Here is a 13,938-nt window from a genome sequence, read left to right as displayed (position 1 = left end):
GATCTTAATTATATTTGCTCTTAGATTCCGTCCTCATTGATTGTATAAAATACAAACTTTGATGGTCCTTTTTTTTCAAATCTTTGAAATTATGTCAACTCAAAAAATATTATTTTTAGTAGGTTCTTTGGAACAATCTAAATGTGGCGTATCTGACTATGTACATTTGCTTGTTGAAAGACTTAGCAAGGATGGACATATTTGCTTATGTGTGGCAATTAATGATAGGTATATTTCACGCAAAAGTTTTACAGCATGTTGCGTAAATGAATCAGCAGGTTATAGTTTTTATAGATATTCCTCCTCATTGTCTTGGAGATTCAGGCTGAAACAATTAAAGAAGATCATAAATGATTTTAAGCCTAATATTACTTCTCTGCAATATGTTCCTTATTCGTTTGATGACAAAGGTCTTCCTTATCATCTTTTTTTGACAGTAATGCAACTTGTTGATCATACTAAGTGGCATATAATGGCCCATGAGCTTTGGACAATGCCTGACAAGGGACTTATTAAGCGGCTTGTATCTCTTTTTCAAAAACTAATCACCATCAATTTACTTAAACTATTAAGACCACAAGTTGTTCATGTATCAAACTTCTATTATAGGGATATGCTTTTGGCTTGTGGCATTTCATCTACCGTCCTTCCTTTATTTTCCCATATACCAGTAACTCAAATCTTAAACCTTAAGAAGGATGATAATGTTTGGAATTTTGTTTTCTTTGGTACTTTATCTCCATCTTGGCGATACTCAGAATTCTTTCGTAGGGTCAATTTGGCTCGTTCTAAATATGGCATTGAACTGTGTCGTTTCTGTTTACTGGGAAATTGTGGTGAATTTGCTGATGCTTTGTGGCTAAAGTTCAAACAAGAGAAAATCCCTTTTTGTTTTGAATTTATCCGTTATGGCTATCTTCATGAATCTCAAATATCACGTTTTCTTCAATTGGCTAATTTTGGTGTTACTACAATGCCAGACCATCTTGTAGATAAGAGTAGTGGAGTTGCGGCTATGGTTGCACATAATCTTCCGATAATAATCACAAATATTTCTCAAAAGTTGTCTAAGTCTTGTCACATTGAGAATAATGCTCATCACTATATTCAGATGGATGAACTCTTTGAAGAAAGACTTTCCATTCAAAATCTTTACAATTCAAATGTAGATCAGTTAAGGGAGACTTCAAAGCAATTCATCTTTGATATATCTGTGTAATTTATCAACGTTAATTCTGATATTTTATTCTTTCAATGGACTTTCCTTCGTTGTTTCATGCATTATTTATGACTTCTTTGCTTGTCAATCTATCATCGTTCTAATTATTTGTTTTTTTTGCTTGATTTTAATGCTTTTAATAAGTGAACTCTGCCTTATCATTTCTTTTTCGTTCCTGTGAAGTAGATCTCACGTCAGCCCCTATATATCTTTCTAATTAGCACTACTTCGAGTTAATATAAATCTGATATATGTTTTCACTTGTCTTACTCCGACTCGATGTGTATATAAGTAATTTTTATGCTAGGGTTTAATTTTTTATTTTCTTCCGCGCATGGATTTTAATTTCGTTTAATGTGCTTCTAATCAGTTTATTCGTGTGCTTCCGATGATGATATTCTACCAATTATATTTACCAGTATTTGCTTTATTGAATTATGGACTTATTAAACTTATGCCTTGCGTTTATTAAACTGACCTCTTTTTATCATGAATATTGTTATCACGTCGCATCGTTTTTATCCTGACATAGGTGGTATAGAGACAATTACTGAGGTCCTTGCCAATTTTTTTGTTGGAGAAGGTCACCAAGTCCGTGTCGTTACGGGTTCAGTATGTAATGAATTTGATGACAATTTTAATTTTTCGGTGCATAGAAATCCATCTAATAAAGATCTTCTGCATATTTATAGTTGGGCTGACATTATTTTACAGAACAACTTGGAGGTTAGGCGACTTTGGCCTCTTTTGCTAGTTAAGAAACCAGTTGTTATTGGCTTACAAACGTGGATTCGTTCTATTGATTCAAAAAGATCATTTATTCACTTATTAAAATTACTGTCCCTTCGTCTCGCTACACGGACTATTGCCTGTAGTGATGCTGTAAAACAGGATTCCCATCCAAGATCCCTTGTTATTGGTAATCCCTATGATGATAAACTCTTTCGTGTAACCTCGGATGCTGTTAGGAAAAAATCTATTGTATTTTTAGGTCGACTAGTTTCTGATAAGGGAGCAGACATGCTTCTGAATGCTTTTTCAACTTTGAAAAATAGAGACTGGTCTTTAACGATTATTGGAGATGGCCCCCAAAGAACCTTTCTTGAAAATCTTTCTTTAAGCTACGATCTAGAACCTTATGTCAATTTTAAGGGCTTTTTAAAAGGAGACATTCTGGTTGAAGAATTAAATCAACATGAGATAATGGTTATTCCTTCTCGATGGAATGAACCTTTCGGTGTTGTAGCTCTTGAGGGAATGGCTTGTGGCTGTGCGATGTTAGTTTCTGATGGTGGTGGGTTGCCTGATGCTATCGGATCAGCTGGCTTTCAGTTTATAAAGGGTAATCAAAATGATTTGAATCAAAAGCTTCAGTTGCTTGTTGATGATGAAAGTCTTAGACAACAATTACGTTCTAATGTACAACATCATTTATTACATCATACCTCGAACTTTATTGGTGGGCAATATTTATCTGTTTTGATCGATGCTTGTAAATCGTTCTATGGCTTTTCCTCTATTTAGTACTTGCAAAATCTGCCTTTAGTTCTGCTTGAGAATCAATTCCCTCTCCTAGGTTTTCCGTCAATCTATCGGATGTTACCGTTTCTTGCCACCTTATAATCCGATTAATGCCCTGCTCTTGCATTGCCAGCTGTTGATATATTATTGCTTTTACATCAATCATTTTACAGATAAATAGCCCTTAATTCTTTGTCAATTATTTCTATTCAGCCCTTAAATCTTAGATTATTTGATTCGTTATAGTGCTTATTTCTATGTTTCTCATTTCTTTATTCTCTTTATTGAGGGTGCCCCTTCATTTGTGATCGGTTGATATTTACAGAGATTCTTCTTTTTCTGCTTTCTTTCTTCTTTGATATGCTTAAACCAGCACCCTTCATGTCAATATTTTTTTAACAGTTGCATCGTAAATATGGCCTATCTTGATATATAAAGTTATGCTCCTTTGAAGCTTCTCCGCATAATTCGCTCGCTAGATCCGATTGGTGGTGGGCCAGCTGAGGGAATTCGTCAAATCACATCTCACCTTACGGCACTTGGCATTGATACCACTGTTGCAAGTCTTGATTCGCCTGATTCTCCTTGGTTGCAAGGCCAGACTTTCCATTCAAAGGGTCTAGGCCCTGTTTTGGGTAGCTATGGGTATCGTAGAAATCTTCCAGACTGCATTCGCGCAATAGCGCAACAACACGATTGCGTCATCATTGAGGGGCTTTGGCAATATCACGCGTTTGCCACGTGGAGGGCGCTGAGATCTACTGGTATTCCTTATTTTGTTTATCCGCACGGTATGCTTGATCCTTGGTTTAAGCATGCTTATCCGCTTAAACACCTGAAGAAATGGTGTTACTGGCCTTGGGCCGACTATCGAGTTTTACGGGATGCCTCAGCGGTACTTTTTACTACTGAACAAGAGCGGCTTCTTGCAAAACAGTCTTTCTCCCTGTATCGAGCTAATGAAGAGGTTGTGGGATTTGGTACGTCAATACCCCCTTCTGAAGCAGCTTTACAACGAGAAGTGTTTCTTAATCATTTTCCTCATCTATCAGACAAGCGTCTTTTGCTATTTCTAAGCCGTATCCACCCCAAAAAAGGTATTGATCTCTTGTTGGATGCCTTTTCCTCCGTTGCTTCTAGCAATTCGGCATTGCATCTGGTTATTGCTGGACCCGATCAGGTTGGTTTGCAGGGAGACTTAACTCTCAGAGCAAATGCATTAGGTATTGCTGATCGTATTACTTGGACTGGGATGTTATCTGGTGATCTTAAGTGGGGTGCCTTTCGCAGTGCTGAGCTGTTTTGTTTGCCGTCATATCAGGAAAACTTTGGCATTGTGGTTGCTGAATCATTGGCCTGTGGCTTACCTGTTTCTATTTCTGATTCTGTGAATATTGCACCTGATGTTGCCTCTGCATGTGCAGGAATCGTTCACTCTCCGACTGTTGAAGGGACAAAAGCTGCTCTCCACCATTGGCTTCAGATGTCATACAGTTCTCGTGTGCAGATGAGTCGCAATTCTATCGATTTATTTGACTCTATGTTTAACTTTGCCTCTGTTGCAGGCAATCTTGTTTCTATCCTTAAAGCAGAACTTAACTAATTATGCGAATTACAATACTGCAAGGTGCTTTTCTCCCTGTACCTCCATTACGTGGTGGTGCAGTTGAAAAACTATGGTTTCAACTCGGTAAAGAGTTCAGTAAACTTGGTCACCATGTTTTTCATATATCTCGTTCCTTTCCAGGTCTCCCAGATGATGAATACATTGATGGTGTGCATCATATTCGAATTAAGGGTTACGATATTCCGTCTGGTAGATTGCGATTAAAGGCTCTTGATTTTCTTTATTCGCGAAGAGCTTTATGTAAACTTCCAGATGCTGATATTCTTATTACCAATACATTCTGGATGCCACTATTAGCTTCTTCCAATCAATCCCGTTTTGGCCGAATAATGGTGAGTGTGGAACGAATGCCCAAGGGGCAAATGCGTTTGTACAGGAATTCTTGTTGCCTTCGTGCATGTAGTACATCAGTGTTTCGCGCCATTAATAATGAAGTGCCTGATAGGCTAAATATGGTCGAAAAAATACTTAATCCACTTCCATTTTCTCCTTCTGAATTTCCTGTTCCTCCAAAGGAAAATGTTATTCTATATTGTGGACGAATGCACCCTGAAAAAGGTATCTCGCTTTTGATTGACTCTTTTATTCATGCTTCTAAATTAGGGCTCACCGATTGGTCTCTTCGCTTAGTAGGTCCAGCTGAAATTAGTTCGGGTGGAGGAGGCGAACACTGGCTTGAATCTCTAATCAATCCCTATTTCTCCTCAAAGTTTTCTATTGAGTGGCTCGGCCCTATTTATGATCAAGATGAATTGATAGCTCACTATCAACGGTCGGCAATATTTGTATATCCTTCCCTCGCGGAGTATGGTGAAGCTTTACCTGTTGCACCATTGGAGGCAATGGCTAACGGTGCCGTTCCTATTGTTAGCAATTTAGAATGTTTTCGGGACTATATTGAGCCGTTTAAAAATGGGATTATCTTTAATCATAAAGTATCAGATCCAGTGCTTGAATTAGCCCAAGCAATCATTTCTCTTACTAATCGTCCCGAGTATTTATCTACTTTGGCTACATCTGCACGTTTATCCACGATTAGACATCACCCTCAAAATGTTGCTCACGAATTCTTGCAATGTTTTGATCAAATGCTTAATCAACCACTTATTTGATTTCTTTGATGACTAAAAAATACTTTCAGGTTTCGAGACTTTCCAGCCCTTGGACTTTTCAGTATCGTTTGAGAATGCTCTTGTGGGAGTATTGTTGGCCTCTATTGTGCAGTTGGACTCCAAAACATTTCTACCTCTGGCGTCTATTCGTTTTGCGCTGTTTTGGAGCGGTCATTTTTGGCAGACCGTTTGTCCATCAACGTGCTCGAATTGAGCATCCCTGGAATTTAATCTTGCATTCCAATTCCAGCATTGGCGACCGTTCTCATTTGTACTGTTTAGGTCATATTGAGGTTCATTCCGATGCTTGTGTTGCACAGGAGGTATATGTTTGTACTGCTACTCACGATTTCAATGATCCCTCTATGTCTCTTCTCACTAGGCCCATTACTATTTGCTCTGGTGCATTTATAGGTGCTAGAGCATTTATTCTTCCTGGTATCATTATTGGTGAAGGAGCTGTTGTAGGTGCATGCTCTGTTGTAAGCAAAAATGTTCCACCAAGATCAACTGTTGTTGGTAACCCTGCTCGTATCTTAAATTCCTAATTTCCACCATGAACAATTCTTTTCTTTACGATGAATTTTTCTATGATGATCAAGTTGCTCGATCTTATGAGTCTGCAAATATTTATATTTTCCATTTATTAAAATACTTTAGGCCTTCCTCAATCATTGATGTTGGCTGTGGTCGTGGTACTTGGCTTAAAGCTTTTGAAGAGCATGGTGCAACTAGATGTGTCGGATTAGACGGAGTTTGGAATTCACAGAAAAAAATGCTTTCTAATACGATTAAGTTCTATCCAACTGACTTATCCCAACCTTCCTTTCCTGTTGATTCTGATTGGGACCTTGCGATGTCCCTCGAGGTTGCTGAGCATTTACCAGAATCATCCTCTGACAATTTTGTCGAGTTTTTAACCAGTCTTTCAGATGTTGTACTCTTCAGTGCAGCTTTTTCTAATCAAGGTGGGGACAATCATATAAATGAGCAACTCCACAGCTATTGGGCCCTCAAATTTCTTCATTTTGGTTTTGTTCCTTTTGATTTATTCCGCCCTTTCTTCTGGGGCAATTCATCAGTTGACTTTTGCTACCGTCAAAATACATTTCTTTATGTAAGTACTTCTAGTTCTCTTCATAATGTACTCGTTCAAGCAGGTATCAATCCTATTGATCATATCGAATTTATGAATTGTGTCCATCCTTATTTATATTTACAACGTTCCTCAATTTCTTCAATTGTCACTCGTTCCATTGCTTCACTTATACCTTTGTCCATGATGCCTTTTGTGAGAAGCCTTATGCGAAGGCTTCGTCGTTAGGAATTTCATATCATCTACTTTCTTTCTTTCCACTTCGCTTGTTTTCTATGTGAGCTTATCTATCTTTTATATTTCTCTGTCTCTTTTGTTTATCGTTGTTTTTTTCCTTTAATCTTCCAATTATACTGATTTTTGATGGCCTTCACTTCTGCACCTTTGATTATACCAATCACTATTCATAATTGCTGTCAATTTATTCGTTGAGTTGTGAACATTCCGCTATACTAAATTTTTCTTCAGCGGCCTTATTTCCTGCATGTAGACGTATTGTTATATTTGCATATCCATCGTTTTGTAAAATATGGTGTGTTAATTGGCCTGGTTGTATGAAATTAATTTTGTTAGTTCTTGCTCAAGGTGCCCAAGAATTATATCTTTCTCAAAATGTTGTTCAGCGATATTCCTGGCACATTTGCCCAGATGTAGCCTTAATTTACTATCAGTAACTAATTTTCGAATACATGCGGAAAATGCTGTTACATCGTCAGGTTCGACACAAAACCCAGTTTTGCCAGCGATACAGGCAAGTTCGCTACCCGGTGTGGATGTAGCGACAACAGGCCGCCCACTGGCGATAATCCCTAACAGTTTAGACGGTAAAACTAAATCAGCTGCTTCAGACTTCTGGGGCAGCAAATGAATATCTGCGGCATTTAGCCATTCGTCTAGGCTTTCCTTTGGTTGCAAGGGCAAATGGTGAACCTGAGGCAGCCCAATTGTGGCAGTAACCAATTCTTCTTTTGTCGGACCTTCTCCAGCAAGTAGCCAGACAAGATTTGGGAGATCGGAAAGTTGATGAATTGCCTTTACCAGCAAATCAAGACCCTGCTTTTTGTTCATTGAACCCGAATACATCAGCACTATCTGGTCTTTATTAATTAGCAAATTACGTCGATAAGTGTTCTTTTCCCTGTCTGTCTCTGATTGTGGTTTTATAAAATCTAGATCTACCCAATTAGGCAATAAATAACTGTTAGGTCGTTTTACACCTTTATCTCTAAGCCTAGCCACCATAGCAGTACTAATGCTACTGACATGGCCAAAACTTCGAAGGATTTGACGTTCCCATACTTCTGCCATGTATCGCAAGAGCCGCCCCTTTAGCAATCCAAGTTCGAAGGCAGCATCCAGTTCAAAATCTTGGATATGCAGCCATGTGATAGTACGTTTGCCACAGAGATTACCTAGTAAAAGAGCACCTGGTGTGCAGAAAAAGGCAGGGGCAATGGTAAGAACTACGTCTGGGCACCATGCCAGTTGTGATGCAAGTGGACCTAGGCTTGATAGTGCGAAGCTACATAAATGCAAAAGTCTCTTCACTCCATTTGGGTGACGCGGCACCCATAGCGGGCAGCGTTGTACTTTCACGTCATTATGCAATTCACGTTTGTATCGATTCCGATAACCAACTGCTAATTTCCACGCAGGGAAATAAGGCTGAGCTGTAATTACACGAACTTCATGGCCTTTAGCTGATAACCATTGTGTTAATTCATCGTTGTATTTACCGATGCCAACACATTCTGGTGAGTAGTTTATGCCGTATAGAAGAATTTTCACTACGCAATCTCCTTTCCTTTTAACTCTAGCTCGCGTAATTTACAGGCGATTTGAGTGAAGTAGGAGGCTTTCAAAAGGCAAAAGGCAAAACCTATTGACCCATCACGCCACCCTCCCATTCCAAAGAAGCTCCCAAAAAAAAATGCAAGTCCGCCCCATGGTGAAGTGAGGAGACTGTATTTAAGGCGCTGGTGGGGCTTCCACGTTGAATTCGTGTGTTGCGTTCTTCGATAATGAAAAAGACGTTTTGCCTCCCATGTAGCGTACTCATTATGTTTATTTATGTATGAATCTATTCCTCGATAATCCCGGTGGTCAATACGGCTTTGGATTACACCCATAGTTCCAGTCAGCAACGGATGCTCATGTACTTCCATATCGCATTGAGACCAGCGATTTTCCTCGATACGTTCATATTCAACTTCTCCCACACGAAAAAGTGCGATTTTCCGTAATGGATAACCACCTTTGAGTCTTTTTCCTAGAAAATAATTCGTGTAGCTGAGTAGATATCCTTGGTGTGTTGATCTTGGTAAGGCCACTGCTATTTCACGCTTCACTTTTTGCGTCAGGATTTCATCCGCATCAAGAAACAATACCCAGTCAGTGCTCGGCCTGTGTTCTCTAAGGAACCAGTTCCGCTTCTTTGGGAATTGGCCATTCCACTTAAAATCAATTATCTTCACGTTATGCTGATTAGCAATATCTGCTGTTTTGTCATCACTTGTCGAATCAATTACAACGACGGAGTCTGCAAACCCATTACCAATTGCTTGCAAACAAAGTCCAAGATTTTTCTCTTCATTACGAACAGGTATTGCAATTGTAAGACTTAGCACAGCAATGAAGAACCCTCGAATATTATTGAATTTGGTGCCATTATCTTATATTTTCTTATCCAATACAGATAGTTTTTTTGCTGACATGGTTTTCTCTTGTTTATTTTACTTTAGCGACCGACTTGGCGTGATCAACCAAAGTGTTAGCAAAGCAAAGCAAAGCAGTAGAATCCAACGATAAACCTACAAGCCGGTTTTGGATTTAGATTTGTTTTTGTTTATTAGCTTTAATGAAGGAATACTCGCGTTATAAGCATTAGTATTTGTCCTATAGGAAAAATTGCTTTTCAAAAAGAATATGACCCATTCAATCTATAAATTAGTATATCTTTGCTTCTTATTTGCCCTTTTTTTGCTATCCTCTGTTGAGATTATCAACAGTGATTTTTCCAGAAAGATCTCCTAGCGAATGAACTATAACAAGTTTTTGTAGGCAATATGTTCAAATGTCTCTTCAAATACTTATCTCAAATGATTAATTAATTTTTTAGCCACAATATCAATTTACTGAATCGTCTAAAACTCATATTCTCATGATAAGATGTCTTAGGAGTTGTCTGGATCAAATGCTTAGTTCAAATCATTCACCACTCCAGATATTTGTACATATACCCAAAACCGGAGGTACATCGTTTAAGCGATCTTGTATTTATAAGAATTTTAGGCCTGAATCTATTTTTAATTATCGTGGATTAAAACACTTTTGTCTCACATCACTTAATAACTACGAGTTTGTAGATGGTCATCTCAATTATGGCATACATAATTTAACAAGAAGACGATGTGAGTATTTTACACTTTTAAGAAATCCAATTGATCAAGCAATATCATATTACTTCTTCATTAGGCAATGTAATAGTCCAACATATAAACATCCTAAATTAAAGGAAGCTTTAAATTATTCGCTTGTTGATTTTACTAAGATGAACTCCAACATGCAAGTCAGAGCTGTTGCAGGATATTCAAATTTTTATTTTCCTGGCAGACATGGACAAAATCTTCTTCGTTTGGCTGAGCGCCGTTTAACTGAGCAGTATAAGTTTTTCGGTATATTGGATAACTACAATAGTTTTTGCAAACAGTGGTCTCTAACCTATAATAAACCGTATGATCTTATTAGAGACACATCAAAGAAAACAATGAATAGACCCAGAATAAATGATCTCAGTTCCCTTGAATTAGAACAGCTTACTGAGATACAACAATTAGACATTAGTCTCTATCGAACAGCTTCGAATACGTTGTCCAACTCATTTTAATTACTCAGAATGAAGCCAATACTTTTTTTGCCCCTTAATATAAATCTGTTCCCATATATTAAAAATATTTTAAGCATGATATGTCAATTATTTCTTTAGTACTCCTCTTTCAAATGAAATCATTTTCGATATATTCTATACCAACTAACTCCATTCAATAAACACTCTATCATTCTACTGCACTATGACACAAGCATTTGATCTTAGCTTTAAGTTATGCAATAAGGATATTATTTCCATTGGTATATTAGTCGGTTATACATTTGAAAATGTTACCAAAGCAATTACTATTATCGAAGAAATAGGCACAACCACAAATATATTGGTAGTTAATAATTCAGCTATAATCAACAACTTAAGATTCGATGATAGACTCAAAAATTGGATAATTCTATTAGGTTCTAATAGTAATAGTGAATTCTCTGCTTGGCAAGAAGGTCTGGCATATATTCTTGAACAATCCTTGGATCACGATTGTATAATTTTTGCCAATGATACTGTCAATATACATAGATGTTTTACTAAGTTTCGCTTACTCATGTTCTGTTATCAGATTGCGAGAAATAAAAACGCATATATAGGTACGCTTTTAAACACCAAGAACAAAAACTTCTTTTTCCTTGGAAATAAGCAGAATAACAAAATACTTCGCATAACTAATTATATCAGTACCTATTTGTTCTCTATGGACAAATCAGCTTTGAAAAAATTAAATTATCAACTAGATTATTACAATGAATTGAAATCACATATCAATGAGCACAGTACAACTGCCGAAGACTTCTTTGCAGATACATTAAGCTTATCTCTTAGACTAAGATTAGTCGAATGGTTATTTTCCGGTAGGGGATGGTACAAGGGAGGTAAATTTACCGAGCAAAAGCGTGAAATGTTTACACGGAAAGCTCTTTGCATCTTAAATGAGTTTTATTTAGCATCTCTATCTCATCAATTTAATATTAAATTAAAGGATATATTTCTAAGACAAAACTGGTTATATAAGTTTGATCGTCTATTGGTCTGGCTTGGAGAGGTACGATCCAAAGACGTAGATAACAAGTTTACTTCAATTTAGAAAATAGTAATATACTATCTTTTTGTGGTAAACTCAATCGCTAGTTAACCCTTCATGTGTCAATAAATTTAATTATTTTCTATTCAAAAGTCTCTTCATTCTCTGCCCTATCTTGAGGTTAATTCTAAGTTGATATATACAATTTCTAATTATCAAAACAATTGACAGGTACAAATCGCAAAGTGTTTGTATTATGTTGGCACTAGATGAAAATTTGTGAATCCTGTCGGCCCTGTACATCTTATCGAATGCTGTGCTGAATTTATGATAATCAATTTTGCTATCCTCAAAAAAATTTTTTAAATTTGAATAAAGATAATCTTTGTCTTTTCCAAATTTGGGGAATTGCAAAAAGATTATCGGGACCGAAGCAGAAGATGCAAAATAGAGAAGCTTATATAGTTTCTTAGAAAGTAAATTTTCTTGAACACCTGGTATTAATGAAAAATTTCCCCACATTCCACCATAAAAATTTCCTAGTCGCGTTACACGGCGCCGGCTTTCAGCTGCTTCGTACAGATCGCGAATAGGGATAATTAAAAGATCAAGTGATACTTCTGAGGAGTTCACCACTGTTTCTATTTGGTCACAAAGTGCGGGTGACTTTACGATATATGGGGCATTTTCATCAAATATATTAAGCTCTAAACCACCATATGATAATTTCGATACATTGCTTGGATTGATGTCTCCAACATCAAGACCTAACTCATGAAAGAGACTTACCAGGAACGTTGTACCAGCTCTTCCAGTGCCACTGATTGCTGTGTGACGTTTCAATTGTACATACCAATATATTTAAAATCATATCAGGTTGCTTCGAAAAAAGACCCATTCAGAAATATGTTTTTTTTTGGGACCAATTTCGCCCTGTCTGTCCATCCCAGTAGTTCCATAGTAGCTTTCAATATTTATAATTCTTTTGTACTTTACCTCTTTCTTGAAGACATCAAGCCTTAAAAACTCTTGTAATACGAACTACTTTAGTATTTCCCAACCTTTTTCCTTAATGAATATTTACTTCCCCATTTCCTACTGATTTTCAAATTTGCTTTAATTATCAGAATAAGGATTTCGTAGTGATCATTGTCCCTGTATTTTGCGAATTTTTTATGAAATCAAATACCAATTCGGTTTTTTGCATTATTATGCTTTTAATTAGATCTTTCTCTAATTGGAATACTTCATTGTTTTTATTGGAAACTATCTTCCGGATAAACAGGAGAGCATGCAGAGAGTGTCCTTGTTGTATAAGGAGATTGCGGAAGGGGCAGGCATTCGCTGTGAATTAATTCGGCCCATTGATCGAGTAGGGAGGCTTCGTATTTTTTTTCCACTAATAAATAAGTGGTTAAGTTATGTTGATAAATACTTTGTATTCACAATCGAATTGATCATTTATTCATTCTGGATGAGCCGAAAATATAACATTATATATCACATAACGGATCATTCTAATGCTATTTATTCCTTATGCCTTCTCGGTAGGGGCAAAGTAGTTACTTGCCACGACGTCTTGGCAATTCAATCTATGCTTGGTGCTGTACCTCAAAATCCTGTTTCGTTCACTGGTAGGCTTCTTCAAAAGATCATCCTTATAGGACTTAATCATTCACCAATAATTGTTTGTGTTTCCCGGAATACAGAAATTCAACTTCGTAGTATTATATCTAACAAAATGGTGAAAATTTTTACGGTCCTTCAGCCTCTAAATTATGATTTTTCTAATATTAATGGAAATCATGCACTTGATATTATCCACGATATACCACTCTTATATCGTGATAACCTTAGTCATGGTTTTATTCTGCATGTTGGTGGTAATCAGTGGTATAAAAACCGCATCGGTGTTTGTCAAATATATGTAGCATTACATAGACTTCGATCACAGTTAGGCCAACTTCCAATACCACTTATTTTAGCTGGTACTCCACCATCAGTCGAACTTTTAGAATACATTAACAAACATATCGATTTGCCGATAATCTTTTTAAGGACACCGACGAACAGGCAAATTAACGCTCTTTATTCATTAGCTAGTTTGCTGTTATTCCCTTCAATAAGCGAAGGTTTCGGATGGCCCATTGTAGAGGCAATGGCATGTGGATGCCCTGTTGTCACAACCGGCAGAGAGCCAATGTCAGAAGCTGGAGGTGAAAGTGCAATTTATATTAATCCTAGCGATATACATGGTTCTGCTCGAATTCTGAATGAAATATTGAACTGGAGTTCTGATAGACGATCAAATCAGATTAAAATGGGATATGAAAATACAAAACGTTTTAGTCGCTCTGATTTCCTGCAATCATACTTATCTATATATGATTATTCTCTAAACCATATTCTGAAAAATTAATCGCTTTGATAAGTTAAGTTTTATAACATCTTTAGTGTAGTCACTT

The 13,938-nt window shown here is 37.0% G+C and carries 11 protein-coding genes; 8 read left to right on the top strand and 3 right to left on the bottom strand.

Annotated features, from left to right (window positions below; all coding sequences use genetic code 11):
- Window positions 1–61: 61 nt before the first annotated feature.
- The 6 genes from SynA1562_RS08180 (at window position 62) to SynA1562_RS08155 (ending at window position 6,803) form a co-directional block, all read left to right on the top strand.
- Window positions 62–1,219 (top strand): hypothetical protein, encoded by a 1,158-nt coding sequence (locus tag SynA1562_RS08180; protein WP_186493470.1) that lies wholly within the window; start codon window positions 62–64, stop codon window positions 1,217–1,219.
- A gap of 489 nt (window positions 1,220–1,708) precedes the next feature.
- A complete protein-coding gene (locus tag SynA1562_RS08175) occupies window positions 1,709–2,743 on the top strand; it encodes a glycosyltransferase family 4 protein (RefSeq protein ID WP_186493469.1) in 1,035 nt (344 codons plus the stop codon).
- Between the two features lie 445 nt (window positions 2,744–3,188).
- On the top strand, window positions 3,189–4,343 hold the full coding sequence (locus SynA1562_RS08170) for a glycosyltransferase (protein WP_186493468.1): 1,155 nt from the start codon (window positions 3,189–3,191) through the stop codon (window positions 4,341–4,343).
- A 2-nt stretch (window positions 4,344–4,345) separates the two neighbouring features.
- Window positions 4,346–5,479: a glycosyltransferase family 4 protein gene (locus tag SynA1562_RS08165; protein ID WP_186493467.1), complete on the top strand. Its 1,134-nt coding sequence runs from the start codon at window positions 4,346–4,348 to the stop codon at window positions 5,477–5,479.
- 233 nt (window positions 5,480–5,712) lie between these two features.
- Entirely contained in the window at window positions 5,713–6,027 is a 315-nt protein-coding gene (locus tag SynA1562_RS13035) for a DapH/DapD/GlmU-related protein (protein ID WP_255445604.1), read from the top strand.
- 8 nt (window positions 6,028–6,035) lie between these two features.
- Complete coding sequence (locus SynA1562_RS08155; RefSeq protein ID WP_186493465.1) at window positions 6,036–6,803, top strand: bifunctional 2-polyprenyl-6-hydroxyphenol methylase/3-demethylubiquinol 3-O-methyltransferase UbiG; 768 nt, start codon at window positions 6,036–6,038, stop codon at window positions 6,801–6,803.
- A 309-nt stretch (window positions 6,804–7,112) separates the two neighbouring features.
- Here the strand turns inward: SynA1562_RS08155 and SynA1562_RS08150 are convergent, their stop codons facing one another.
- Window positions 7,113–8,363: a WcaI family glycosyltransferase gene (locus SynA1562_RS08150; protein ID WP_186493464.1), complete on the bottom strand. Its 1,251-nt coding sequence runs from the start codon at window positions 8,361–8,363 to the stop codon at window positions 7,113–7,115.
- Entirely contained in the window at window positions 8,363–9,202 is an 840-nt protein-coding gene (locus SynA1562_RS08145; RefSeq protein WP_186493463.1) for a glycosyltransferase family 2 protein, read from the bottom strand. Before SynA1562_RS08145 ends, SynA1562_RS08150 begins: the two co-directional genes overlap by 1 nt.
- Before the next feature lie 1,443 nt (window positions 9,203–10,645).
- Between SynA1562_RS08145 and SynA1562_RS08135 the strand changes: the two genes are divergently transcribed.
- Window positions 10,646–11,536, top strand: coding sequence for a hypothetical protein (locus SynA1562_RS08135; RefSeq protein WP_186493461.1), 891 nt, complete (start codon window positions 10,646–10,648; stop codon window positions 11,534–11,536).
- A 72-nt stretch (window positions 11,537–11,608) separates the two neighbouring features.
- Here SynA1562_RS08135 and SynA1562_RS08130 read toward each other — a convergent pair whose 3' ends face one another.
- Window positions 11,609–12,316, bottom strand: coding sequence for a hypothetical protein (locus SynA1562_RS08130; protein ID WP_186493460.1), 708 nt, complete (start codon window positions 12,314–12,316; stop codon window positions 11,609–11,611).
- A 394-nt stretch (window positions 12,317–12,710) separates the two neighbouring features.
- On the opposite strand from SynA1562_RS08130, the gene SynA1562_RS08125 reads away from it, so the two are divergent.
- Window positions 12,711–13,892: a glycosyltransferase gene (locus SynA1562_RS08125; RefSeq protein WP_186493459.1), complete on the top strand. Its 1,182-nt coding sequence runs from the start codon at window positions 12,711–12,713 to the stop codon at window positions 13,890–13,892.
- Window positions 13,893–13,938: the final 46 nt, after the last annotated feature.

Source organism: Synechococcus sp. A15-62, from assembly GCF_014280075.1.
Lineage (GTDB): Bacteria > Cyanobacteriota > Cyanobacteriia > PCC-6307 > Cyanobiaceae > Parasynechococcus.
The sequence above is the reverse complement of the archived record's forward strand: the minus strand, read 5'-3'. Positions and strand labels throughout refer to the sequence as shown.